Source organism: Massilia aurea, from assembly GCF_024753205.1.
Taxonomy (GTDB): Bacteria; Pseudomonadota; Gammaproteobacteria; order Burkholderiales; family Burkholderiaceae_D; genus Telluria; species Telluria aurea.
The window spans coordinates 719,283-742,647 of the sequence record NZ_JANUGZ010000001.1 but is presented as its reverse complement, the minus strand read 5'-3'; the positions used below and the strand labels follow the sequence as shown (position 1 = coordinate 742,647).

General features: G+C 66.0%; 22 protein-coding genes. 12 read left to right on the top strand and 10 right to left on the bottom strand.

The window, feature by feature from the left end; genetic code table 11:
- Positions 1-70 precede the first annotated feature (70 nt).
- From NX775_RS03065 to NX775_RS03055, 3 genes are all read right to left on the bottom strand, one after another.
- Positions 71-955: a LysR family transcriptional regulator gene (locus tag NX775_RS03065; RefSeq protein WP_258834659.1), complete on the bottom strand. Its 885-nt coding sequence runs from the start codon at positions 953-955 to the stop codon at positions 71-73.
- A 92-nt stretch (positions 956-1,047) separates the two neighbouring features.
- A complete protein-coding gene (gene alr / locus NX775_RS03060; RefSeq protein WP_258834658.1) occupies positions 1,048-2,148 on the bottom strand; it encodes an alanine racemase in 1,101 nt (366 codons plus the stop codon).
- Positions 2,149-2,152: 4 nt separating this feature from the next.
- Positions 2,153-3,445, bottom strand: a complete 1,293-nt coding sequence (locus NX775_RS03055) for a D-amino acid dehydrogenase (RefSeq protein WP_258834657.1) — start codon at positions 3,443-3,445, stop codon at positions 2,153-2,155.
- A gap of 112 nt (positions 3,446-3,557) precedes the next feature.
- On the opposite strand from NX775_RS03055, the gene NX775_RS03050 reads away from it, so the two are divergent.
- The 4 genes from NX775_RS03050 (at position 3,558) to NX775_RS03035 (ending at position 6,256) form a co-directional block, all read left to right on the top strand.
- A complete protein-coding gene (locus NX775_RS03050; protein WP_258834656.1) occupies positions 3,558-4,043 on the top strand; it encodes an Lrp/AsnC ligand binding domain-containing protein in 486 nt (161 codons plus the stop codon).
- A 73-nt stretch (positions 4,044-4,116) separates the two neighbouring features.
- Positions 4,117-5,178: an NAD(P)H-dependent flavin oxidoreductase gene (locus tag NX775_RS03045; protein WP_258834655.1), complete on the top strand. Its 1,062-nt coding sequence runs from the start codon at positions 4,117-4,119 to the stop codon at positions 5,176-5,178.
- Between the two features lies 1 nt (position 5,179).
- Positions 5,180-5,722, top strand: a complete 543-nt coding sequence (locus tag NX775_RS03040) for a flavin reductase family protein (protein ID WP_258834654.1) — start codon at positions 5,180-5,182, stop codon at positions 5,720-5,722.
- 93 nt (positions 5,723-5,815) lie between these two features.
- The gene (locus NX775_RS03035) at positions 5,816-6,256 is read left to right on the top strand and encodes a hypothetical protein (protein WP_258834653.1); all 441 of its coding nucleotides are present in this window, start codon (positions 5,816-5,818) and stop codon (positions 6,254-6,256) included.
- On the opposite strand, the gene NX775_RS03030 is transcribed toward NX775_RS03035, so the two are convergent.
- The 3 genes from NX775_RS03030 to NX775_RS03020 form a co-directional block, all read right to left on the bottom strand.
- Complete coding sequence (locus NX775_RS03030; RefSeq protein ID WP_258834652.1) at positions 6,204-7,037, bottom strand: universal stress protein; 834 nt, start codon at positions 7,035-7,037, stop codon at positions 6,204-6,206. The two genes, NX775_RS03035 and NX775_RS03030, sit on opposite strands and share 53 nt — an antisense overlap.
- Positions 7,038-7,130: 93 nt before the next feature.
- A complete protein-coding gene (locus NX775_RS03025) occupies positions 7,131-7,526 on the bottom strand; it encodes an MAPEG family protein (RefSeq protein WP_258834651.1) in 396 nt (131 codons plus the stop codon).
- An 89-nt stretch (positions 7,527-7,615) separates the two neighbouring features.
- Entirely contained in the window at positions 7,616-8,845 is a 1,230-nt protein-coding gene (locus NX775_RS03020) for a metal-dependent hydrolase (protein ID WP_258834650.1), read from the bottom strand.
- Positions 8,846-9,005: 160 nt separating this feature from the next.
- Here NX775_RS03020 and NX775_RS03015 point away from each other — a divergent pair, with 160 nt between their 5' ends.
- Together NX775_RS03015 and hemN are read left to right on the top strand one after the other, a co-directional pair.
- Entirely contained in the window at positions 9,006-10,640 is a 1,635-nt protein-coding gene (locus NX775_RS03015) for a methyl-accepting chemotaxis protein (protein WP_258834649.1), read from the top strand.
- 79 nt (positions 10,641-10,719) lie between these two features.
- Complete coding sequence (gene hemN, locus NX775_RS03010; protein ID WP_258834648.1) at positions 10,720-12,153, top strand: oxygen-independent coproporphyrinogen III oxidase; 1,434 nt, start codon at positions 10,720-10,722, stop codon at positions 12,151-12,153.
- Positions 12,154-12,161: 8 nt separating this feature from the next.
- Here the strand turns inward: hemN and NX775_RS03005 are convergent, their stop codons facing one another.
- Positions 12,162-12,644: a hypothetical protein gene (locus NX775_RS03005; RefSeq protein ID WP_258834647.1), complete on the bottom strand. Its 483-nt coding sequence runs from the start codon at positions 12,642-12,644 to the stop codon at positions 12,162-12,164.
- Positions 12,645-12,759: 115 nt separating this feature from the next.
- Positions 12,760-13,725: an arsenic resistance protein gene (locus tag NX775_RS03000; protein ID WP_258834646.1), complete on the bottom strand. Its 966-nt coding sequence runs from the start codon at positions 13,723-13,725 to the stop codon at positions 12,760-12,762.
- An 89-nt stretch (positions 13,726-13,814) separates the two neighbouring features.
- Here NX775_RS03000 and NX775_RS02995 point away from each other — a divergent pair, with 89 nt between their 5' ends.
- The gene (locus NX775_RS02995) at positions 13,815-14,162 is read left to right on the top strand and encodes a hypothetical protein (RefSeq protein ID WP_258834645.1); all 348 of its coding nucleotides are present in this window, start codon (positions 13,815-13,817) and stop codon (positions 14,160-14,162) included.
- Positions 14,163-14,301: 139 nt separating this feature from the next.
- A complete protein-coding gene (locus tag NX775_RS02990; RefSeq protein ID WP_258834644.1) occupies positions 14,302-16,134 on the top strand; it encodes a DUF885 domain-containing protein in 1,833 nt (610 codons plus the stop codon).
- Between the two features lie 175 nt (positions 16,135-16,309).
- On the opposite strand, the gene NX775_RS02985 is transcribed toward NX775_RS02990, so the two are convergent.
- Positions 16,310-16,687, bottom strand: a complete 378-nt coding sequence (locus NX775_RS02985) for a cupin domain-containing protein (protein ID WP_258834643.1) — start codon at positions 16,685-16,687, stop codon at positions 16,310-16,312.
- Positions 16,688-16,827: 140 nt separating this feature from the next.
- Here NX775_RS02985 and NX775_RS02980 point away from each other — a divergent pair, with 140 nt between their 5' ends.
- The 4 genes from NX775_RS02980 (at position 16,828) to NX775_RS02965 (ending at position 21,018) form a co-directional block, all read left to right on the top strand.
- Positions 16,828-17,109, top strand: a complete 282-nt coding sequence (locus NX775_RS02980) for a LysR family transcriptional regulator (RefSeq protein WP_258834642.1) — start codon at positions 16,828-16,830, stop codon at positions 17,107-17,109.
- Positions 17,110-17,141: 32 nt separating this feature from the next.
- Positions 17,142-17,732, top strand: a complete 591-nt coding sequence (locus NX775_RS02975; RefSeq protein WP_258834641.1) for a substrate binding domain-containing protein — start codon at positions 17,142-17,144, stop codon at positions 17,730-17,732.
- Between the two features lie 130 nt (positions 17,733-17,862).
- A complete protein-coding gene (locus NX775_RS02970; RefSeq protein ID WP_258834640.1) occupies positions 17,863-20,130 on the top strand; it encodes a catecholate siderophore receptor Fiu in 2,268 nt (755 codons plus the stop codon).
- 51 nt (positions 20,131-20,181) lie between these two features.
- Complete coding sequence (locus tag NX775_RS02965) at positions 20,182-21,018, top strand: metallophosphoesterase (RefSeq protein ID WP_258834639.1); 837 nt, start codon at positions 20,182-20,184, stop codon at positions 21,016-21,018.
- Here the strand turns inward: NX775_RS02965 and NX775_RS02960 are convergent, their stop codons facing one another.
- The gene (locus tag NX775_RS02960) at positions 21,019-23,292 is read right to left on the bottom strand and encodes a penicillin-binding protein 1A (RefSeq protein WP_258834638.1); all 2,274 of its coding nucleotides are present in this window, start codon (positions 23,290-23,292) and stop codon (positions 21,019-21,021) included. It lies immediately after the preceding gene.
- Positions 23,293-23,365: the final 73 nt, after the last annotated feature.

Genomic DNA, 23,365 nt, shown 5'->3' with positions numbered 1-23,365 from the left:
GAGCGGAGATCAATGCCGAATCAATCCAAAGGCTGTCGCCACCAATACAGGAATTGAATCAATGCCGCGGTCAGGCAGGGTGGAACGGCGCCAGTACCTGTTGCTTGAGTAGTGCGAGCACGGGATTGTCGCTGTCGCGCCGGTAGGTAGCCACCAGGTGCACCGGGTCGGTGGCCACCTTGCGCAGGACGATGCCTTCGAACTTCAGCCGGGCCGCGCCTTCCGCGATCAGGGCCGCGCCCATGCCGGCGCCAACGAGGGCCAGCATCGTGTGCACCTGGCCGATATGCTCGACGATGTCGGGCACCACGCCAGCCTTTGCGAACCGTTCGCTCAGCATCTGGTAGAACGGCCGCGCCTCGTAGGGCGAGTACATGACGAACGGCTTGCCGTGAAAGCAGTCCAGCGTCGGGGCCTCGGGCCACAGGTGGGCGTCGCTTTCCTGGATCGCCAGCATCAGCGATTCGGTCACCATCAGGATGCTTTCCAGTTCGCTGTTGATGGTGTGGGGGCGCATCAAGCCAAGGTCGATTTCACCGGCGTTCAGCGCTTCGACCTGCGCCGTGCTGACCAGCTCCTTGAGATTGAGGGCGACCTGGGGACAGGCCTGGCGGATGCCGCGCACGACAGCTGGCAGCAGGCTGTAACCCGATGCGGCGCTAAAGCCAATGGTCAGCGAACCCTGTTCGCCGCTGGCGGTGCGGCGCGCCTTGACCGCGGCTTCCTGCGCCAGTCGCAGGATCCGTGTCGCTTCGGGCAGGAAGGCCGCGCCGGCGGCGGTCAGCGTGACGGAGCGGCTGGTGCGCTCGAGCAGGGCGACGCCCACGCTGTGTTCGAGCAGGCGGATCTGGCGGCTCAGGGGCGGCTGCGTCATGTTCAGACGCTCGGCTGCGCGGCTGAAGTGCAGCTCTTCGGCGACCGCAACGAAGCAGCGCAGCTGGCTGATTTCAAACAAGGGTTACCTCTTCACCAGAATACGGCGGGTCGCCGGGCGAATAGTGTAACCGGTGGAGGGTGGATCAAGCCCCGCGGGTTACAAGCCGCGGGTTACAAGCCGATGTACTCTCGGTGGAAACGGCTGCCCAGGCGCGTGAGCACCTCGTACCCGATCGTGCCGGCCTGCGCTGCCACATCGTCCACCGTCTGCTGTGCGCACAGCAGGTCGACGCTCTGGCCCGGTGCAACGCGCTCGTCCGGCACGCCGGTCACGTCAAGCGTGATGCTGTCCATCGACACGGTGCCGACGAAGGGCACGGCAACGCCATCGACATACGCGTACGAGCGGCCGCTCAATGCGCGCAGCCAGCCGTCGGCGTAGCCGATGGCGATCGTGGCGATGCGGCGCGGGCCGGGCGCCACGTAGCGCGCGCCGTAGCCGACGATGTCGCCCGCGTCGATGCTGCGCAGCTGCACCACGCGCGCAGCGAGCGACACCGCCTGCGCGAGCGGATTGACGCCGCCCGGCTGCGGGTGGATGCCGTACAGCGCCGCGCCCGGGCGCAGCAGGTCGTGATGAAAGGCCGGGCCGAGGAACACGCCCGACGAATTGGCCAGGCTGCCCGGCACGCCGGGAAACAGCGCGCGCACAGCGTCAAAACGCTGGCGCTGGTGCGCATTGATCGGGTGCAGGGCTTCGTCGGCGCAGGCCAGGTGGCTCATGACCAGTTGCGGGCGCAGGCCATCCAGCCAGGCCGGGTCCTGGCGCAGGCGCTCGACATCCGCGCCGGCCAGGCCCATGCGCGCCATGCCCGTGTCGAACTGCAGCGCGGCCGGCAGCACGCGGCCGGTTTCCCGCGCCAGCGCGCGCCACTCTTCGAGCTGGCCCGGATCGTTCAGCACCGGCACCAGGTCGTGCGCCAGGCAGTCGCGCGCCGCGCCGGGCATCGCGCCGTGCATCACATAGATGGTGGTCCCGGCCGGCAGGAGCGTGCGCAGGCGAATGCCTTCATCCAGGTGCGCCGTGAAGAACGTGCGGCAGCCTTCGGCCACCAGCGCGGCAGCCACCGGCGCCATGCCCAGGCCATACGCATCGGCCTTGAGCACGGCGCCGCATTCGACGCCGCCGAGCGCGCGCAGATGGCGGTAGTTGGCCCGCACCGCGTGCAGGTCGACGGTGAGATACGCGCCAGCGCGCGTTGCGGACGGCATTGCCTCAGTTCCGCGCCAGTTCGGCGTCAGGCGAAACGTCGCGCGCGCCGGCATAGCGGAACACGGCCAGGTCGTCGGCGCGGATCGCCGGCGTCTTGCCGCCCACCAGGTCGGCGATGACCGTCGCCGAACCGGCTGCCATGGTCCAGCCCAGCGTGCCGTGGCCCGTGTTGAGGAACAGGTTGCGCAGCGGCGTGGGGCCGACGATCGGCGTGCTGTCCGGCGTCATCGGGCGCAGGCCGGTCCAGAAACTGGCCTGGGCGGTGTCGCCGGCGCCGGGGAACAGGTCGTTGACAACCAGTTCGAGCGTCTCGCGGCGGCGCGGATTGAGGTCGAGGTTAAAGCCCGACAGCTCGGCCATGCCGCCCACGCGGATGCGGTCGTCAAAGCGCGTCACGGCGATCTTGTAGGTTTCGTCGAGGATGGTCGAGACGGGCGCGCGCGCTGCGTCGACGATCGGCACGGTCAGCGAGTACCCCTTCATCGGATACACGGGCACCGGGAACCAGCGCTGCAACAGCGCGCGCGTGTGGCTGCCGGTGGCCAGCACGTAGCGGTCGGCCGTCAATACCCCCTTGTCGGTGACGATGCCGGCGATCTCGCCGCCGGCTTGTTCCAGGCGGCGTACCTTGGTGTCGAATTCGAAGCGCACACCCAGGTCGCGCGCCATCGCGGTCAGGCGGGTGGTAAACAGCTGGCAGTCGCCCGTTTCATCGTTCGGCAGGCGCAGGCCGCCGACCAGCTTGTGGGCGACATTGGCCAGCGCCGGTTCGGCCGCCGCCAGTTGCGCGCCTTGTAGCACTTCGTACGCCACGCCGGCGTCGCGCAGCACGTTGATGTCCTTGGCGGCGCTGTCGAACTGCTGCTGCGTGCGGAATAGCTGCACGGTGCCTTGCTGGCGGCCTTCGTAGGCGATGCCGGTGTCGCGCCGCAGCTGGCGCATGCAATCGCGGCTGTATTCGGCCAGGCGCACCATGCGCTCCTTGTTGACGGCATAGCGCGCCGGGTCGCAGTTGCGGTACATCTCCCACATCCACTGCAGCTGGAACAGCGTGCCGTCGGGCTTGATCGACAGCGGCGCATGGCGCTGGAACAGCCATTTCGCGGCTTTCAGCGGAATGCCGGGCGCGGCCCACGGCGAAGCGTAGCCGGGCGAGATCTGGCCGGCATTGGCGAAACTGGTTTCGAGGGCGGGACCGGGCTGGCGGTCGATCACGGTGACTTCATGCCCGGCCAGGGCCAGGTAATACGCGGTGGTGACGCCGACCACGCCACTGCCCAATACGATGACACGCATAATTTCCTCGAAAAGAATCAGGATTTGGTAAAGCTTGCCATCGTACCGCCAGAAGCCTGATAATTGTTTCTGTTAATACGGCAGTTTTCAGCAAAAATTACGGAGTTTCTCCATGCGCGTACAAAAGGCCTCGAACCGCATCCTCGACCGCATCGACCTGCACATCCTGTCGGTGCTGCAGCAGGATGCGCGGATCGTCATGAAAGACCTGGCCGAGCAGGTCGGGCTGTCGCTGACGCCCTGCATCGAGCGCGTCAAGCGCATGGAGCGTGACGGCGTGATCATGGGCTACTACGCGCGCGTCAATCCGCAGGCGCTGGGCATGCAGATCCTGGTGTTCGTCGAAATCAACCTGCACCAGAAATCGGACAAGGCCTTCGAGCGCTTCCGGCGCGCGATGCTGGCCATTCCCGAGGTGCTCGAATGCCACCTGGTGTCGGGCGACTTCGATTACCTGATCAAGGCGCGTATCCCCGAGATGTCCGAGTATCGGCGCCTGCTGGGCGACATCCTGCACGTGGCCGATGCGGGCCAGTCGAAGAGCTATGTGGTGATGGAAGAACTGAAGGAAACGCTGGCGCTGTCGATTCCGCGCTAGGGCAGGGCGTCAGCCGTTGTACCTGACGACGCTCTATACTGGTGGACCAATCTCAACCGCCCATGGAGTGCCCGTGAACACCCTGACTTCGCTACTCGGCATCCGCCATCCGATCATCCAGGCGCCGATGGCCGGTTTCGGCACGCCGCAGCTGGCGGCCGCCGTGACCGATGCCGGGGGTCTGGGCTCGCTCGCACTGGGCGCCGGCACGGCGGCGCAGGCCGAAAGCACGATCACCGCGCTGCAGGCGCTGACGGGCGGCCCGTTCAACGTCAACCTGTTTACGCATGCGCCGGCGCAGCTTGACGCGGCGCGCGAGGCGCGCTGGCTGGATCATCTTGCGCCGCACTTCGCGCGCACGGGCCAGGCGCCGCCGACGGCGCTGCGCGAAATCTACCGCAGCTTTCTGGCCGACCCCGACATGCTCGAGGTGCTGGTGCGCACGCGCCCGGCCGTGGTCAGCTTTCATTTCGGCCTGCCTGGCGCGCAGCAGATCGACGCGCTGCACGGCGCCGGCTGCGTGCTGATGGCCACCGCCACCAACCCGTTTGAAGCGCGCGCCATCGACGCGGCCGGCATCGACATCGTCGTCGCACAAGGCTACGAGGCAGGCGGGCATCGCGGTATCTTCGATCCATCGGTGCCCGATCCGGCGCTCGGCACGTTCGCGCTGGTGCGTCTGCTGGCAAAGGCGGTGAGGATTCCGGTGGTGGCGGCTGGCGGAATCATGGACGGGCAGGGCATTGCCGCCAGCCTGCGCCTGGGCGCGAGTGGCGTGCAGATGGGGACCGCCTTCCTGGCCTGCCCCGAGGCGAATACATCCGCGCACCACCGCGCGCTGCTCGCGCAGCCCGATCTTGGCACGGCGGTGACGGCGACGATTTCAGGCCGGCCGGCGCGCGGCATCGTCAATCGGTTCTTCAGCGAGATCGGTGCGCCCGACCATCCGCCGGTGCCCGATTATCCGATTGCCTACGACGCCGCCAAGGCGCTGCATGCGGCCGCCAGCAGCCAGGGGCTCGACGACTATTCAGTGAACTGGGCCGGGCAGGCGTATGCGCTGGCGCGGCCGATGCCGGCGGCGCAGCTCGTGGCGTTGCTGGTCGAAGAACTGCGCACGGCGCACGAAGCATAAGATGGCGCGCAAACCCGACCTGCCGCTGCACGAGGTGCGCCGTTTCCTGGAGCCGGGACCGGTGGTGCTGGTCACATCCGCCCACGCCGGCGAGCGCGACGTGATGGTGATGGGCTGGCACACGGTGATGGAATTTAGCCCGTCCCTGATCGGCTGCGTGATCTCGTCCGCCAACCACAGCCACAGCCTGATCCGCGCCAGCGGCGAGTGCGTGATCAACCTGCCCACCAGCAGCCAGCTCGAGGCGGTGCTGGGCGTGGGCTCGACGTCCGGTGCCGACATCGACAAGTTCGCCACGTTCGGCCTGACGCCGGAGTCCAGCGAACTGGTGGTGCCGCCATCCATCCGCGAATGCCATGCCCAGTTCGAGTGCCGGCTGCATGACGACAGCCTGGTCGAGCGCTACGACTTTTTCATCTGGGAAGTGGTGGCAGCGCGCGCGGCGGCGCGGCCGCGGCATCCGGAAACGCTGCATTACAAGGGCGATGGCACGTTTATGGTGGCCGGCAAGGTGATCCGGCGTCAGCGCGACGGCTTGAAGTAGTCGCGTCGCTTCAGTGCCCCCGCCAGGTGGCTGCCCTGGCGGCCCGGGGGGCGCTTTAGGCATCGTCACCAGTGCGAGGTCGGTGGAGATGCGATGGAGCGAGAGCAGGTCGAGCAGCGCCGCAACGAGCCGCCGGCCGAGCGCGATGTCGCCGTCTTCGATCAGCGGCAAGGCGCGGTGCAGCGCCGCCAGGACGACGGCGTTGTCGGCCAGGTGATCGTGCAGGCTGTGATAGTCGAGCAATTCCATCACCGTTTCTTCGTGCCGGAATCCCGCTTCGACCCGGGCCACCAGCACGGGAAACTCGCGCACGAAATGAGCGTCCGGCGTGCGGACAGGATCGAGCGCACACGCCAGGCGCTCGCACAGGCGGCGCCGGGCATGGCGAATGGCGGCGCCGATGGCGCCCGCCCCACCGCCCGGATAATGGCGAAAGCCCATGGTGTGATCAGTGCGCAATTAGTGCGCAATCAGTGCGCAATCAGTGCGCAATCAGCAGCGGCACCGGCGCGCTGCCGAGCAGGTCGCGCGTGACGCCGCCCAGGAACCATTCGCGGTAGCGGCTGTGGCCAAAGGCGCCCGCTACCATCAGGCCTGCGTGGACCTCGCCCGCCATGTCGATCAGCGCGTCGCTCTCCCGTGCACGGGTGTGGGCGACGACGACATTGACCTTCACGCCGTGACGCGCCAGGTACAGCGCCATATCCGCACCCGGTTCGTCGCCGTGCAGCTCGGACTGGCGTTCAGGGTTGATCAGCCCGAGCGTGACGCTGCCGGCGCGTGCGAGCAGGGGCAGGGCGGCGCAGATGGCGCGCTGGGCCGGCATCGACCCATCCCAGCCAACCAGCACGTTGCTGGCGATTGGTGCGCCGTCGTAGGTGGTGGGCACCACCAGCACGGGACGTGTACCGCCCAGTGCCAGGGTTTGCGGCAGGCCGTGTTCGACGCCGAAACGATCGTTGGGATCTGGCTGACTGACGACGATCAGATCGGCATAGCGCGACTGCAGCAGCAGGCCGTCGTGTGTGCTGCCCTCGAACAGGCGCGCTTCGGCGCCGACGATGCCGAGGCGCTGCGCCTGCTCGATAAAGGCGTCAAGCCGGATGCGGACGTCGTCGCGCAGCGCTTCGAATGCGCGGTCGGACAGTGGCACGGCCATGCCGCCATTGAGCACCGCATAGTTGGCCAGCGAGATACCGGTGGCGCCAGCGCCGACGAGGTGGGCGCCGTGCATCTCGGCCAGCACTGCCGCCGCGCGCAATCGGCTGGCCTGGCCCGCACCGCCGTCGATCTGCACCAGGATAGTCTTGAACATGGTTGGCTCCGTTCGTATGGGTCGTGCAACGGTGCACGACGAGAAAAGCATACGCCCGGCGCGCGGCCATGTCAGGCGCGCGTTTGATGCAGGTCAACCAGTCAGCACAGCGGCCAGCACCATCACCAGACCGGCCAGCGACACGAGCCACACGAGCGAACGCACGTACGGAATCCCGGCCGCATACAGCGGGATGTAGACGATGCGCGCGACCAGATACATCCAGCAGCCCCACAGCGTGAGGTCACCTTCGTTGCCCGACACGTGCGCAATCAGGACCGCGCCAATGAACAGCGGCAGCGTCTCGAACAGATTGGCCTGCGCCCGCTGCAGACGCGCCGTGACGGGCCGCGGTGGCGGGGCTTCGCCGTCGCGGGCGCTGGCGTTGTACTGGATGCCGGTCTCGGCGGTGCGCAGGTTGGCCGTCAGCATGATCTGGACCAGCGCCAGCACAAGGGTCCAGGCCAGCAGGGTCAGTTCGGTCGTCATTGTTGTTTCCTTGTTATGTGGGTAGACGGGAGCAGTGTCGCGCCTTTCCCGTGTTCAGGCACGCACTGCTGACCGGGCCGGCTGGAAGGTCAGGGGCGAGCCTGCCCTTCGCCCAGCAGGTCGCCCCGCGGCCGTCCCCACTGGGGCACGGGCGCCGGACATGGCTGACTGTCCATCGCCTTGTACGGCAGCGTCGAGAAATTGTCTTCGCCTGGCGTGGAAAAGCGGATGTCGGTGGCCTTGCCGTCGATCAGCGATGGCACGCGCGCAAAGCGCAGCCAGGCGTCGAACTGGCAATTGTCGCGCTGCAGGCCGCGCAAGCCGGCAAGGCTGCCGCCTTCACGATACTTCCAGGCGAAATCGGCAGGCGCGCTGTCCGGCATGCCGCCAAAGCGCACGGGGCAGGCCTGCACCCCGGTCACGCCCGGCGCCAGGCTCAGCACGCCAAGGCGGATTGCGTAACTGCCGGCGCCGCCATTGTCGGTCACGGTCGCGAACGACCAGCACAGCGGGTTGGACGGGAACGCCGACAAGGGCATGTCGAGCACGCGGCTGCCCGGTTCCACCTGGGCCAGTGCGCTGCGGATCTGTTCGCGCGCCAGGTGCCCGGCCACTCCCTGGATGGCGATGAAACCCATGCAGGCGACGATTGCCGTGACGAGGCCGGCGCCGCCGCCCCGGCGCGATGCCAGCGCGATCACGCCAGCCAGCAGCAACAACCCAAGAAGCGAGCCCCACTGCAGGAAGCCCATCGCGAAAAACAGCACCGGCGCGGCGAGCATCAGGCCGGTGAGTAGCCAGCGCAGCACGCGCCCCGGCACCTGCAGCGCCAGCGCCACGCCCAGGGCGGTCCAGAACACGGGTTCGACGATGAACACGATGTCGCCATACAGCCAACGGCTATCGAGCGGGTAGAACGGGTGCACCCCGTACACGTTCAAAAAATCGAATGACAGGTGCAGCACCATGCCGAGCGCGGCAGTGGCAAGGATCGCGTTGCGCGCCGTCCGGTCGCCCTGCATGAGCCGCCGCGCGCCCGGCCACAGCAGCCACATCAGGCCCAGCAGCAGGGCGATCTGCGGCAGCGCGAACAGCAGCGTGTGCGTGTGCCCCCGGTGATGCAGCAGATAGCCCAGCGGCGGAGCCAGCAGCGGCGTGAGCACCAGATCCAGGTCGGGGAAATTGCTGGCGAGCGCGCCGGTGGCCAGCAGGACGCGGCGACGGGTGCGCCCGCGCTGCGGATCGGGGTGGGCAGGCAGGGCGCGGTCGACGAGTTCGCCAAGGGCCAGGCCGACGAGGGAGTGGGTCAGATTATCCATTTGCAAAGTTTATCCTGAAAAGCAACACCCTGGCCCCTGCTGAAGATGCCACACGCACTACAGGGGATCGACCGGGCCATTTTTGATCCAGATCAAATTTTTTTGGGAAAGTCGTCCGTACAATCTAAATATTGCATTAAGGAAACTCAAGGAGAGCGCAGTGCGTCACAACCAGCCCGTCACCACGACCGAATACCGGATACAACCAGGCCAGTCGATCGTCTCGAAGACCGATACCAAGGGCCGCATCACCTATGTAAATCCGACGTTTGTCGAGGTCAGCGGCTTTTCTGAAGTCGAACTTCTGGGCAAGGCCCACAATCTGGTGCGCCATCCGGCCATGCCGCCCGAGGCCTTTGCCGACATGTGGCGCACGCTGCAGGGCGGCGAGCCGTGGACCGGCCTGGTCAAGAACCGCTGCAAGAACGGCGACTTTTACTGGGTGGTGGCCAATGTGGCGCCGATCCGCGAGCGCGGCCAGATAACAGGTTATATGTCGGTGCGCACCGCGCCCACGCGCGAACAGGTCGAGACCGCCAGCGCGCTGTACCGCAAGTTCACCGACAACGAAGCGCATGGACTGGCCATCGTGCGCGGGCGCGTCGTGCGTACCGGTTTGGCGCCCGATCGTCTGCTGCGACTGCTGCGCGATGCGCCGCTCGGTCAGCGGCTCGGCTGGCTGATGGGCGGCCAGACGCTGCTGCTGGTGGCGCTTGGCCTGGCGGCCGGGGGCGGCGTCTGGCGCGCGGCCGCCGGCGCCGGTGCGCTGGCCACGCTTGCGGCCTGGTACGGGCTGCAACGCAGCATCGTGCGGCCACTGCGCGACGCGATCGCGACCGTCAATGCACTGGCCGGCGGCGATTTGTCGCACCCGGCGCCGGCATCGGCGGCCGGCAGCGGCGAGATGGGCCGCCTGCAACTGGCTCTGCGCCAGTTGACCGTAAACCTGACGGCAATCATCGGCGACGTGCGCGACAACGTCAGCTCGATCGAGCACGCCACCCGGGCGATCGCCGCCGGCAATGCTGACCTGGCCAGCCGCACCGAAGCGCAGGCCGCGAGCCTGGAGCAAACCGCGGGCAGCCTGGGGACGATTGCCGAGGCGGCGAGCCGCAACACGGACAGCGCCGTGCGCGCCGATGGCATGGTACTGGCCGCGACCACCGTCGCCGGGCATGGCGGCCAGGCCGTCGAGCGGGTCGGCGCGACGATGCAGGAAATCAGCGCCTCGTCGAACCGGATCGGCGACATCATCGGCCTGATCGATGGCATTGCGTTCCAGACCAATCTGCTGGCGCTGAACGCCGCCGTGGAAGCGGCCCGCGCCGGCGAGCAGGGCCGGGGTTTTGCGGTCGTGGCCGGCGAAGTGCGCAGCCTGGCCCAGCGCACGGCTGGCGCAGCCCGCGAAATCACGGGACTGATCGAGGCGTCACGGGCCCACGTGGGCCAGGGCGGGCAGCTGGTGGGCGCCGCCGGCCAGACGATGCGCGACGTGGTCGGCAAGGTGGCCGATGCGGCCGCGATCATGAGTGCGATCACGGCCGCGAGCCGCGAGCAGGCGCTGGAAATCGATGGCGTGAATGCGGCCATGGTGGAACTCGACGCGATCACGCGGCGCAACGCGGCCCAGGTCGAGGAATCGGCGGCGGCGTCGGGTAACGTGGCCGATGAAGCGGCGCGCCTGTCGCTGGCGCTGTCGGTCTTCAAATTTCGCGGTACGGGGAGGGCGGCTACAGCCGACTTGGCCGCGTTTGATGCACCGCATGGATTCATCCGGCATGGATCAATAAGCTGATCGCTGTTGGCGCCGCGTTGCTTCCTGCAACGCGGTCATTGCCGCAGTTTGCTGAAATCTTTTGCTGGAGTTGTTCATCATGCCGGGTCACGCCGAAATCCCTCCTGCGGTACGTTCCGCCATCGTCTTTCCTGCCGCCCAGTTCGATGGCGCCTTGCTGGCCCGCCTGGGCAAGTCGGGGCCGCGCTACACCTCGTATCCCACTGCCGACCGCTTCGGCGCCGACTTCGGCCCCGGCGACTATCTGGAAGCCGTCGCAGCGCGGCGCCAGCGCGGCGGGCGTCCGCTGTCGCTGTACGTGCACATTCCGTTTTGCGACACGGTCTGCTACTACTGCGCCTGCAACAAGATCGTCACGCGCAAACACGAGCGAGCGGCGACGTACCTCGATTACCTCAAGCGAGAAATCACGATGCAAAGCCAGCTGTTTGCCGGCATGAACGAGGTCGAACAACTGCACTTTGGCGGCGGCACGCCGACCTTTTTGCTCGATGCCGAAATGGACGACCTGATGGCGCATCTGCAGGCCAGCTTCCGGTTTGCGTCGGATGCGCTCGGCGAGTACGGGATCGAGGTGGACCCGCGCACCGTGTCACCCGAGCGCGTGCAGAGCCTGCGCCAGCAGGGGTTCAATCGCATCAGCCTGGGCGTGCAGGATTTTGATCCGGACGTGCAGCGCGCCGTGAACCGCGTCCAGCCCGAAGCCGAGACCGTGGCCATCATCGACGCCGCGCGCGCCGCCGGTTTCCGCTCGGTGAGCATCGACCTGATCTACGGCTTGCCCAAGCAGACGCTGGTCAGCATGGCGCAGACGCTCGAGAAGGTCATCCAGGCCAGCCCGGACCGCATCTCAGTCTACCACTATGCCCATATGCCGCACCTGTTCAAGCCGCAGCGGCGCATCCTGGAAGCCGACATGCCGAGCGCCGACACCAAGCTCGCGATGCTCCAGCTGTGTATCGAGCGCCTGGGCGCGGCGGGTTACGTGTATATCGGGATGGACCATTTCGCCAAGCCGGGCGACGACCTCGCCGTGGCCCAGCGCCAGGGCCGGCTGCACCGCAACTTCCAGGGGTACTCGACCCATGCCGATGCCGATCTGGTCGCATGCGGCGTGTCGAGCATCGGCGCCGTGGGCGCGACCTACAGCCAGAATGCCAAGACGCTTGAGGATTACTACGCGCTGATCGACGCCGGCGCGCTGCCGCTCCAGCGCGGCATCCGTCTGGGCATGGACGACCTGCTGCGCCGCGCGATCATCCAGAAGCTGATGTGCCAGTTCGAGTTGTCGGTCTGCGCCATCGAGCAGGCATTTCCGATCGTGTTTGCCGAGCACTTCGCGGCCGAACTGGCGGCGCTGCGCGCGCTGCAGGCTGACGGCCTGGTGCAGGTGGACGACGCCTGGATCAGCGTCACGCCCAAGGGGCGCCTGTTGATCCGCAACCTGTGCATGGTGTTCGATCGCTACCTTGGCCAGCAGGCCGGTGGGCAGCGCTTCTCGCGCACGATCTAGGCGCGGCGTCAGCCCCGCACGACGCGTACCACGACCGCCACCATCACGACCAGCACTGCCAGCACGCCCAGGGCTGCCAGGATCACGCCGTACCACGGGCGGCGCGTGTAGGCGCCGCCCGTGATGACCGCGACATAGCGTTCCTGCGCGCGACCGCCCCAGACATGCCAGCCCACAAGCAAGCCGATCGTCGCCGAGACGGGCGGCGCCAGATTGCGCCCGACGATGTCGCTCACGCCGAGCAGCACGCCGAACGCGACGAAGTAACCAAGCAGCATGCAGCACCAGGCCCGCGCTTCCAGAGACTGGTCGTCTTCGCCCAGCGTCGTCCAGTTGCACATGTGGATGTAGGCGCTGAAGGCGGGCGAGAGCAGCACGCCCAGATACGTCGCCGCGCGCGGATTCCACAGAGGCAGGCTGGCGTCGAGCGTGCACGCTTTGCTGGGCGTCATCGGGGGCGCGTCGGTTGCTTCCTCAAGAAGGGTTTCCACGGCAGTCTCCATTGATTTCCATGTGGAAACATCATGGGCATGCGCCGATGGATCATCCTTGATGCCGGGCAGCTCAAGCCAAGACGCCGCCCCAGGGTCTGCGCTGGCCCAAGCATCAGTCGCGGCCGCCCGCGCCCAGGCGTGCGATGGCGCGCACGTAGACCAGTTCGGCGATCAGCTCGACCAGCGTCTGCGTCACGATGATCGCCGGCAGCAGCGGCAGCGCGCCCGGCACGGCCAGCGCCAGGGGCAGGATCACGAGCGAGTTGCGGGTGGCGCCGCTGAAGGCGACGGCGCGTGCGGCGGGCGCCGCCAGCCGGCACAGCCGCGCGACAAACCAGCCAGCCAGCGGCGCCAGCAGTGCGAAGGCAATGTAGACGGGGATGACGGCCAGCGCGGCAGCGCGCGACTGGCCCAGCTGCGGCAGCACGGACGCCACCACGACGAACAGCACGAGCGCCGTGGCCGGCACCGGCAGCACGCCAAGCACCGCGGCGGCCTGCGCACCGGTGCGCGTGCGCGCTGCCCAATACTGCACGGCGCCCGCCAGTACCAGCGGCGCGGCGATCAGCCAGACGAAGGCGTCGATGAACGGCGCCGGCTGGATCAGGGCGGCCGCATCATCGCCCAGCAGGATGCGCAAATAGACCGGCAGCAGCGCCATCTGCGCCACCAGCAGCACGGGCGTTGCGGCCAGGAGGGCGCGCGCATCGGCGCGGCCCAGGTGCGAGAACGTGACGACGTAGTCGATGCAGGGGGCGAGCAGCACGAGCAGGACACCGAGCCGGATGAGCGGATCGGTCGGCGCCAGCGGCAGCAGGCACGCGACCAGCAGGGGAATGACGAGAAAGTTGGTGACCAGGAGCGCAGCCAGAAAGCGCAGGTGCGTGAAGGCGCGGCCAAGTTGCGCCAGCGGTACCTGCAGAAAGGTCACGAACAGCATGAAGGCCAGGGCCGGATTGACGACGGCGGCCAGCCTGGAGGTTGCCGGCGTCAAGCCCGCCACGATGGCGGCCATCGCGACGGCGCCGAAGTAGATGGCGATCTGCCGGTGTTCCAGCTTGTCGCGCAATGCCTGCATGGGTGTGTCGCCTCGTCGGATGAATGGTGGCGGTATTGTAAGATGCCGCTGTCGATCGATCGGGAGAGCATGTGCAGTACCGGAACCTCATGTTGTACTGGCTGGCCCTTGGCCTTGGCGGGTTGCTGGCCTTTCGCGTGCCCGGTGTCGGCTTCGCGCTGGGCATCGGCGCGCTGCTGTATTTTGTCTACGCGATCGGCTATTGGCTGATGTTCGTCGTGTTCCTGCACACGCGGCCGCGCAGCCGTTTCGTCTTCGGCATGACGCGGCGCACCTTCGCAATCCGCCTCGCCATCGGCGCAGCCGTCGTGTGCATCGGCAGCCTGCTGCTTGGCTGGAAGGTACTGGCCTGCATCGCGGCCGCGCTGCTGTGCTACTGCGGTGAAAGCATCTTCAAGGACCGGATGTTGACAGCGGCGCGCGGCTATACGGATTGATTAAGGTTCGTCATCGGCAGCACAGTACTTACGCCGCACCGCAACACCCATGTTGTCGATTTGTTTACTTCCATGTTAGATTCTTCACGGCAAAAAGCAGCCACCGCCGCCGACAGACAATCACAAGGAAGCCCACGACATGCCATTGACCCGCCAGCGCAGCACGCGCGCCCTCATCGCCGCCCTGTTCGTTCCCGCCATGCTTGCCGGGGTGGCCTTGCCGGCAGCAGCCGCGCCGGCGCCCGTCGCGCAGGCCAGCGCGAGCAAACCGGACGCCGCGTTCAACGTCTGGGCCGACCGCTTCGCCGAAGACTGGGTGCGCCTGTCGCCACAGTCGGCCACGTCGACCCAGTACTTCAGCGGCGCCGAGCAGGCGCGCCTGGATCGCGAACTGACGCCGCTGACCGCCGCGCATCGTCAGAAAGCCGTGGCGCTGGCCCGCGAAGGCCTCAAGCGCCTGGATGGCTTCAAGAATGCCCCACTGGATGCGACCCAGAAGATTTCGGCATCCGTCATGCGCTGGTCGCTGGACAACGTGATCGCCAACGAGCCGTTCGAAGACTACAACTTCGTGTTCTCGCAGTTCAGCGGCGTGCAGAATGGCCTGGTCAACTTCATGACCAACACGCACCCGATGCGCAACAAGCAGGACGTCGACAGCTACCTGGCGCGCCTGGACCAGGTGGGCATGCGCATGGACGAAGCGCTGGTGCGCGCACGGGGCGCCGCGGCCAAAAAGCTGATCCCGCCGCGCTTCATCCTCGAGCGCGCGCAGTTCCAGGTCGACCACTTCCTCAAGCCGTCGGCGGCCGAGAACGTGTTCGTGACGTCGCTGACCGAGCGCAGCGCCGAGCTGAAAGACCTGACCCCGGAAGCGCGCAGCGCCGCCATCGCCCGCGCCACAAGGATCGTCGAGACGAAGGTGCGCCCGGCCTATGCGCGCGTGCAGGCCTTCATGGCCGAGATCCATCCAGCGACCATCGACGTGGCCGGCATCTCGCGCCTGCCGAACGGCGCCGCCGCGTATGCGCGCGCATTGGAAAACTTCACCAGCACCAAGCTCACCGCCGACCAGATCCACACGATCGGCTTGCGCGAAGTGGCGCGCATCGAAGCGGAGATGGACAAGCATCTGAAGTCGCTGGGCTTGAGCGAAGGCGGCATCGAAGCGCGCATGAAGCAGCTCGACGCGCGCTTCCAGCCGAAAGGCGAGGGCGATCCGCGCCCGGGCATCATTGCCAGCTACAACGAGATGGTGCGCGACGCCGAGCGTCGTAGCGCGCCGCTGTTCAACCTCAAGCCACGCGCGCCGGTCGATGTGCGCCGTGTCCCGCCGATGACGGAGCCGTCGGCCGCCGCCCACTACAGCATGCCGGCGCCGGATGGCACGCGCCCTGGCATCTTCTGGGTGCCGCTGGTCGGCCCGACGTTCCCGATGATCCGCATGCGCAGCCTGTCGTACCACGAGGCCGTGCCTGGCCACCACTTCCAGCTCGCGATCCAGCAGGAGATGAAGGATCTGCCGAAGTTCCGCAGCCAGCGCATCTTCAGCGGCGGCAGCGCGCACTCGGAAGGCTGGGCGTTGTACACCGAGCGCCTGGCGGTCGAGCAGGGCTGGTATGAAGGCGACGTGCCGGGCCTGCTCGGCGCGCTGGGTTCGGAACTGTTCCGCGCCCGCCGCCTCGTGGCCGACACGGGCCTGCACACCAAGAACTGGACGCGCCAGCAGGCGATCGACTACGGCATGGGCGTGCAGGAAACCGAGCGCTACATCGTCTGGCCGGGCCAGGCCAATGCCTACATGATCGGCATGCTGCGCATCCTGGAACTGCGCCAGAAGGCGCAGACCGAACTGGGTGACAAGTTCTCGCTGCCGGCGTTCCATGACCTGGTGCTGGGCGCCGGGTCGGTACCGCTGGATGTGCTGGGCAATCTGGTGGACAACTGGATTGCGGGGCAGAAGAAGGCGTGATGGCGGGCGCAGTGCGTTAGCGCGTTGTTTGTAGAGTTGGTGTGATGACGACATCCCCGCGCAGGCCTGGCCTGCGCGGGGATGTTTATTAACATGCTGTATAGCTCGCTGGGTGCCACGCTCGGCCTCCTGCTTGATTGCCACAACAATGCGGAGTCTGGCGGCACGCCCGGCATCAAGACTTCCAGGGAAGTTCAATCGCTGTACCGTCTGGAAGACAAGCAAGCACTGGAGACATCGAAAATACGGCAACGAACTGCAGGTGATCCAGGCCGATATTGATGATCTGGTGCTCGACATTGGCAGGAATGACGACCGTCATGTTGCGAGTAAACCGTTCTACTTTCTCGCCTGAACGCAATTCTCCGGTGCCGCTATTGCAGATCACCACTTCTTCGCAATCATGCCGATGTGGCGGCGTGGCACTACCAGGCGCAACCGATTGCTGCCATACCGACAGCTTGCTCAATCCGTCCTCATGGCCGGCAAGGGTGGTATGGGAAATACCGGGAATGGCGCTGGGCAGAGGCTGTTGATTGGACATCACATGCATGGCTGTTCTCGTCTTGCGGATCCCGTCGGCTGACGGCGTCAATACAGTATCGGCGACTCTGGATCGTTTTAAAAGACGCGTCGATTGACTAATATTGACGAAGATTTTTCTTCAATCTTTCCAGTCAGAGTGAGGGAATCATGAGCGGATTTGGTCGTTTCATTGCTTTCTCGTGCGCAGCACGCCATGGCAGCTTTGCCCGGGCGGGCAGGGAACTGGCGCTGACACCTTCGACTGTTGCCAAACGCATCAGCAGTCTGGAGAGCGAGCTCGGCGTCAAGCTGTTTCACCGTACCACGCGCCAGGTGCAGCTCACCGCCGACGGCGAGGTCCTGCATGCCCGCTGCGAGAAGATACTGGCCGATATCGGCGAGCTTGAACATTTGGCTGCCGTGCAAACGTTGAACCGCGCGGTGAATTGAGAATCAGCCTTCCCATCACCTACGGCAAGCAGATGGCCATGCCTGTCGTGGCACGCATGCTGCGCGATTACCCTGAACTGCGTGCTGACGTACGCATGTCAGACCAGCAGTGCGACCTGATTCGGGAAGGTCTGGATGCGGCAGTGCGGATCATGCCGCTCGACGATTCACGGCTGGCGTATCGGCAAGTCGACGAACAACACCTGACGCTGTGTGCCAGTGCTGCCTACCTAGAGCGTCGCGGCTTGCCGGCGCATCCCGACCAGTTGCCAGACCATGACTTTGTGGTCTTTCGGAACCCGACGTCGGGCCGGCAGAGACCTGTGCAACTCCAGCTTGGTGGAGCGATGATCAACCTGTATCCGCCATACCGCGTCATCCTCGACGACGGCGAGGCCCTGGTACAGGCTGCACGCCTTGGTGCGGGACTGACCCAGGTGCCCGCTTACATGGCAGCAGAAGAATTGATGCGCGGTGATCTGGTGGAGGTGCTGCCGAACTTCAGGCCTTCCCCGATGCCGATCAGCGTAGTTTGGCCTGGCAACAGGCTCATGCCATCACGACTCCGGGTGTTCATCGATGCGCTGGTCGCGCATTGCCAACGAACTTCAAGCTGCCATTGACTCAACTCAAATCGGTGTCGTACGAATGCAAATGATAATGATTATCGTTTACATGTGCTTACATTCTCAGTAGAATCATTGTTTTTCAAGCAGTGTTTCCACCCACTCACACCAAAGAGACCGCCTCGCCATGAAAGCAATAACAAGCCGCAAGCATCCGTCTACCCGCAACCAGGTCATGCGCACCGCGCTGGCCGCTGTCCTGCTGCCCCTTGGCGCGCAGGCTGCCGGCATCGATGCAGCGGCCCCCGTCGACGTCGTTCCAGAAACCAAGGTCGAGATCGTCGGCAAATACGAAAACGCGTTCCGCGCCGAACAGGCGTCGTCGCCCAAGTACACCGAGCGCCTGGTCGATACCGCGCAGACGCTCCAGGTCATCAAGAAGGAACTGTTCGAGCAGCAGGGCGCCCTGACGCTCACCGAAGCGCTGCGCAACACGCCAGGCGTGGGCGCGTTCTTCCTGGGCGAGAACGGCAACACCACCACGGGCGACGCGATCTTCATGCGCGGCTTCGACACGTCGAGCTCCATTTTCGTCGACGGCGTGCGCGACATCGGCTCGATCTCGCGCGATGTTTTCAACCTCGAACAGATCGAAGTGCTCAAGGGCCCGGCGGGCACCGACAATGGCCGCGGCTCGCCAACCGGTTCGGTCAACCTGGTGTCGAAAAAAGCCAGCATGACCAACGCGATGTCGACCGCGATCACCGGCGGCAGCGGCTCGCAAAAGCGCGTCACGGCCGACGTCAACCAGGTGCTCGACGAAGAGCGTGGCATTGCGGTGCGCCTGAACGTGCTGGCCCAGGATGCCGGCAGCGCCTCGCGCGACGTGGTCGAGAACAAGCGCTGGGCAATCGCGCCGAGCATCGGCTTTGGCCTGAACGGGGCCACGCGCGTGCATCTGGACTACCTGCACGTCGACCAGAACAACATCCCCGACGGTGGTGTCTATGTCATCGGCCTGCCTGGCTATACGAGCCCGGACCCTACCCGGGCCTTCATTACCGATGGCAAAAAGGTCGATCCGAAGAATTTTTATGGATCGGCAAGCGACTACGACGACGTGAAAGCCGACATGGCCACCGTACGCGTCGAGCACGACTTCTCGCCGACGATGAAGCTGCAGAACACGAGCCGTTACGGCAAGACGTCGCAGGACTACTTGCTCAGTGCATTCCTGACCAGCGCCGCCAACCTGCGCACCCCCAACTCGGCCGACCCGAACACGTGGACGCTGGCGCGTAGCCTGCGCACCGGCAAAGACCAGGAAAATAAAATCCTGACCAACGTGACCACGCTGACGTCGCAGTTCGACACCGGCGCGGTCAAGCATACGCTGGTGGCGGGCCTTGAATTGACCAGCGAGCGTCAGACCACCTGGGGCCTGACGGGTCTGGGCACGCTGCCGGCCGCGAACATCTACAACCCGAATCCGGACGACGCGCCGACCGTGCCCGTGAATGTGCGCCGCACCGGCGCCTACAACGAAGGCGAGGTCGATACCCAGAGCCTGTACCTGTTCGACACCGCCAAGATCGGCGAGCGCTGGATCATCAACGGCGGCGTGCGGGTCGACCATTTCCGCGCTGACTACTCGACCGTGGCGCTGACCAATAACGTGCTCGTGGCGAACCGTTTCAAGGTCGGCGACAACCTGGTCAACGGCAAGCTGTCTGCCCTGTACAAACCGACCGCCAACAGCAGCGTGTATGCAATGATCGCCAGCTCGAAGCAGCCGCCGGGCGGCAACTTTACCGTCTCGGGCAATGTCAACAGCGCGCAAAATCCGATCTACGATCCGCAAGAGTCGACGACCACGGAATTCGGCGGCAAGCTCGATCTGCTCAAGTCCAAGCTGTCGCTGTCGGGCGCGCTGTTCCGCACCGACGTCAAGAACGAGGTCGAGCAGGATCCGATCGACTCGCAGTGGTACCAGACCGGCGAGAAGCGCGTGCAGGGCATCGAGCTGGGCGCGACCGGCGAACTCGCCCCGCATTGGCTAGTCAGCGCCGGCTACGTGTACATGGACACCAGCGTGGAAGCGGGCCGCAACGTCACCGCCTCGGGCGAGAACAGCCTGACCTACACGCCGAAGCAGTCGTTCACTGCCTGGTCCTCGTATGACCTGCCATGGGGCCTGCGCATCGGCGGCGGCGCGCGCTTCTCGGACAAGCTCAAACGCGGCACCGACGGCGCCATCGGCACCCCGGCCTACACCGATTCGTACTGGGTGGTCGATGCGATGCTGGGTTACCGTCTGACGAAGAACATCGATCTGCGCCTGAACGTCTACAACCTGACCGACGAAAAATACGTCGTCGCGATCAACAAGAGCGGCTACCGCTACACGCCAGGCGTGGCGCGTTCGGCCAGCCTGACGGCCAATATCGGGTTCTAAAATCCTTGCGTTGCGGGCCGGCGAAGGGCGCTTGCGCTATACTCGCCGGCCATGCGCATACAGCTTTTTTCCGACCTCCACCTCGAACGGTACCCCGACTTCCAGCCGCAGATCCTGCCCGGCACCCACGTCGTGGTGCTGGCCGGCGACATCGGCTCGTACCAACCCGGCTCGCGTCTGCTCACGCAGGACTTCGGGCTGGAACGTTTTTCCCCACTGCTGGTGCCTGCCCTGGCGCAGGCGCAGGTGCTGTTCATCCCCGGTAACCACGAATTCGACGCGCTCGACTACGACGCCACCTACGCGCGCCTGCAAGAAACCTGCGCGCGCCTGGGCATCACCTGGCTCGATCGCGAAATCGTCACGCTCGATGGCGTGCGCTTCATCGGCACCACGCTGTGGAGCGACTTCGACGCACTGGTGGAAGAGGGCGCGCCGCTGACGAAGCAGTTGCAGCAGCGCACCAAGGCCTTCCGCGCCGCAAACTACTACCTGAGCAAGAATACGACCATCAAGGATGGCGAGCCGGTGCTGGCCGAAGGCATCCGCGCGCTGGCGCTCGATTGCCAGGCCTGGCTGCGCGCTGCGTTGGCTACGCCGTTCGAAGGCAAGACAGTCGTCGTCACGCATTTTGCCCCGAGCCTCGAGAGCGCCGACCCGCGCTACGGCAAGACGCCCGGCACCGCCGGCTTCTGCAATTCGCTCGATGAACTGTTCAAGCGCGCGCAGGTGTGGATGCATGGCCACCTGCATTGCGCGAACGACTACGTGGTCGAGGGCCGTGACGGCCCGCTGTCATGGGGCTGCCGCGTCATCGCCAATCCGCTCGGGTATCTGAGCAAGGGCGAGCAGGAAGGGTATCGTCCGGCGCTGGTGATTGAGCTGTAGCTACTGGCGCGGCGGGGCTTCCTGCAACAGGTTTTCCATCAGCGTGTCGATGCTGTCTACCGGCGGCGGTGGCGTTTCCAGCTGCTGCTGTTGCTGCTGATCCGCATACTCCGCATACACCCAGTCGCCAGCGACGTTCACGACGCCGTCGGGCACCAGCGGCGCGCGTTCTGGGGCGTTGGCCAGCGCGACGCGCATGTAGTCGACCCAGATCGGCAGCGCGAGCGTTGCGCCGAATTCGCGCCCGCCCAGCGAGCGCGGTTCGTCATAGCCCATCCACGCCACCGCCACCACCGGACCGCTGTAGCCGGCGAACCAGCCGTCGATCGCATTGCTCGTCGTGCCGGTCTTGCCGGCCAGGTCACTGCGCCCCAGTTGGCGTGACGCGGCTGCCGCCGTGCCCACGCGCGCCACGTCGCGCAGCATGCTGTCCGTGATGAAGGCATTTCGCGCGTCGAGCACGCGCACCGGTTCCTTGCGGGCGTGTTCGTAGACGACCTTGCCGTCGCCATCCTGGATGCGGGCGATCAGCCACGGTTCGACCCGGTAACCACCGTTCGCCAGCACCGTGTAGGCGCCTGCCATCTGCAGTGGCGTGACGGCGCCGGTGCCGAGCGCCATGGTCAGGTTGCGCGGATGGCGCGCGGCGTCGAAGCCGAACTGCGCGAGGTGCGCGCGCGTGTCGTCCACGCCAATCGCCTGCAGCATGCGCACGGTGGGCACGTTCCTCGAGCGCGTCAGCGCATGGCGCACCGTCACGGGGCCTTCGAACGTATTGTCGTCATTGCGCGGCGACCAGGCGGCAGCGCCGTTTTCGCCACCAAGTTCGAGTGGCGCGTCGAGGATCGGCGTACCGGGGAAAAATCCCCGTTCCAGGCCCGCCGAATACACGAACGGCTTGATGCTCGATCCCGGCTGGCGCCAGGCTTGCGTCACGTGATTGAACTTGTTCAGCCCGAAGTCGAAGCCGCCGACCAGCGCGCGGTAGGCACCCGTACCGGCATCGACCGCGACGAATGCTGCCGCCACTTCGGGCAGTTGCGTGATCGCCCAGTCGCCTTGCGATTTGCTCAAGCGGATGACGGCGCCGGGGGAGAGTTTCACACCGGTCTTTGCAGAAGGCGCCAGCGCAGCTGCCGCAAAACGCAGGCCAGCGCCGGTGATCTCGATCGTCTCGCCGCTCGTCGTCGCAGCACGTACGCGCTTGGCCGATGCACTCACGACGACGGCGGGCACGAAGCCATCCACGGCCGGGCGTTTCTGCAACGCGGCGGCCACTGCATCGTCACGCGCGTCGCCCGCGGTCGGCAACGCGATGCGCGCTTCCGGGCCGCGGTAGCCGTGGCGCCGGTCGTAGGCGACCACGTTGCGGCGTACCGCATCCCAGGCGGCTTCCTGTTCGGCGGCGATGACGGTCGTCGTCACCGTGATCCCCCGTTCGTAGGCCGCTGCGCCGAAGCGCGTATGCACGGCCTGGCGCGCGATCTCGGCGACCCAGGCGGCGCGCCCGCCGTAGCCGGCGCCGTCACGCCTGAGGGTCAACGGCTCGGCCAGCGCGCGCCGGTACTGCGGCTCGGTGATCGCCTTTAACTCGAACATGCGGCGCAGGACCGTCTGCTGGCGCTTCTTTGCCGCTGCCGGATTCGTGATGGGATTGCTGCTCGATGGGTTCTGCGGCAGGCCAGCCAGCATCGCCGTTTCCGCCAGCGTCAGGTCGTTCAGCGATTTCCCAAAATAGGTGCGCGCGGCGCTGGAAAAGCCGTACGAGCGCTGACCCAGATAGATCTGGTTCAGGTAGACCTCGAGGATCTGATCCTTGGTGAGCGCCTTTTCGATCTTGTAGGCCAGCGCGATTTCGGTGAGCTTGCGTGGCAGCGTCTTGTCGCGCGACAGAAAGAAGTTGCGCGCCACCTGCATCGTGATCGTCGAGGCGCCCTGGCTGCCGAAGTCGGTGATGTTGGCCTTGGCCGCGCCCAGCGCGCGAATCCAGTCGATGCCGCCATGCTCGTAGAAACGCGTGTCTTCGATGGCCAGCACGGCGGTCTTCATCAGGGCGGGCACCTTCGCGATCTGCACGAAGTCGCGCCGCTCGGCGCCGAATTCGCCGATCAGCACTTTGTCGGCGCTGTAGACACGCAGCGGAATCTTGGGGCGGTAGTCGGTGACGGCGCTGATGTCCGGCACGTCTGGCAGGATCGACGCGGCCACCGGGGGCGGGGCAGTGAGGATCAGTGCAGACAACAGCAAGGGCAGGAACGGACGGGCAGGGATCATGGCAATGGTCAGGTAGGTAGTCAGGGCGTATTGAATGAATCGCTACGACGATTCGGTGCCGATCTTACGTCCG

Coding starts and splice junctions, on each gene's coding strand:
- alr (WP_258834658.1), bottom strand. CDS start 2,148: ATGCCGTCCGCAACGCGCGCTGGCGCGTATCTCACCGTCGACCTGCAC.
- NX775_RS03055 (WP_258834657.1), bottom strand. CDS start 3,445: ATGCGTGTCATCGTATTGGGCAGTGGCGTGGTCGGCGTCACCACCGCG.
- NX775_RS03050 (WP_258834656.1), top strand. CDS start 3,558: ATGCGCGTACAAAAGGCCTCGAACCGCATCCTCGACCGCATCGACCTG.
- NX775_RS03040 (WP_258834654.1), top strand. CDS start 5,180: ATGGCGCGCAAACCCGACCTGCCGCTGCACGAGGTGCGCCGTTTCCTG.
- NX775_RS03035 (WP_258834653.1), top strand. CDS start 5,816: ATGGAGCGAGAGCAGGTCGAGCAGCGCCGCAACGAGCCGCCGGCCGAG.
- NX775_RS03030 (WP_258834652.1), bottom strand. CDS start 7,037: ATGTTCAAGACTATCCTGGTGCAGATCGACGGCGGTGCGGGCCAGGCC.
- NX775_RS03025 (WP_258834651.1), bottom strand. CDS start 7,526: ATGACGACCGAACTGACCCTGCTGGCCTGGACCCTTGTGCTGGCGCTG.
- NX775_RS03020 (WP_258834650.1), bottom strand. CDS start 8,845: ATGGATAATCTGACCCACTCCCTCGTCGGCCTGGCCCTTGGCGAACTC.
- hemN (WP_258834648.1), top strand. CDS start 10,720: ATGCCGGGTCACGCCGAAATCCCTCCTGCGGTACGTTCCGCCATCGTC.
- NX775_RS03000 (WP_258834646.1), bottom strand. CDS start 13,725: ATGCAGGCATTGCGCGACAAGCTGGAACACCGGCAGATCGCCATCTAC.
- NX775_RS02995 (WP_258834645.1), top strand. CDS start 13,815: ATGTTGTACTGGCTGGCCCTTGGCCTTGGCGGGTTGCTGGCCTTTCGC.
- NX775_RS02990 (WP_258834644.1), top strand. CDS start 14,302: ATGCCATTGACCCGCCAGCGCAGCACGCGCGCCCTCATCGCCGCCCTG.
- NX775_RS02985 (WP_258834643.1), bottom strand. CDS start 16,687: ATGCATGTGATGTCCAATCAACAGCCTCTGCCCAGCGCCATTCCCGGT.
- NX775_RS02980 (WP_258834642.1), top strand. CDS start 16,828: ATGAGCGGATTTGGTCGTTTCATTGCTTTCTCGTGCGCAGCACGCCAT.
- NX775_RS02975 (WP_258834641.1), top strand. CDS start 17,142: ATGGCCATGCCTGTCGTGGCACGCATGCTGCGCGATTACCCTGAACTG.
- NX775_RS02970 (WP_258834640.1), top strand. CDS start 17,863: ATGAAAGCAATAACAAGCCGCAAGCATCCGTCTACCCGCAACCAGGTC.
- NX775_RS02965 (WP_258834639.1), top strand. CDS start 20,182: ATGCGCATACAGCTTTTTTCCGACCTCCACCTCGAACGGTACCCCGAC.
- NX775_RS02960 (WP_258834638.1), bottom strand. CDS start 23,292: ATGATCCCTGCCCGTCCGTTCCTGCCCTTGCTGTTGTCTGCACTGATC.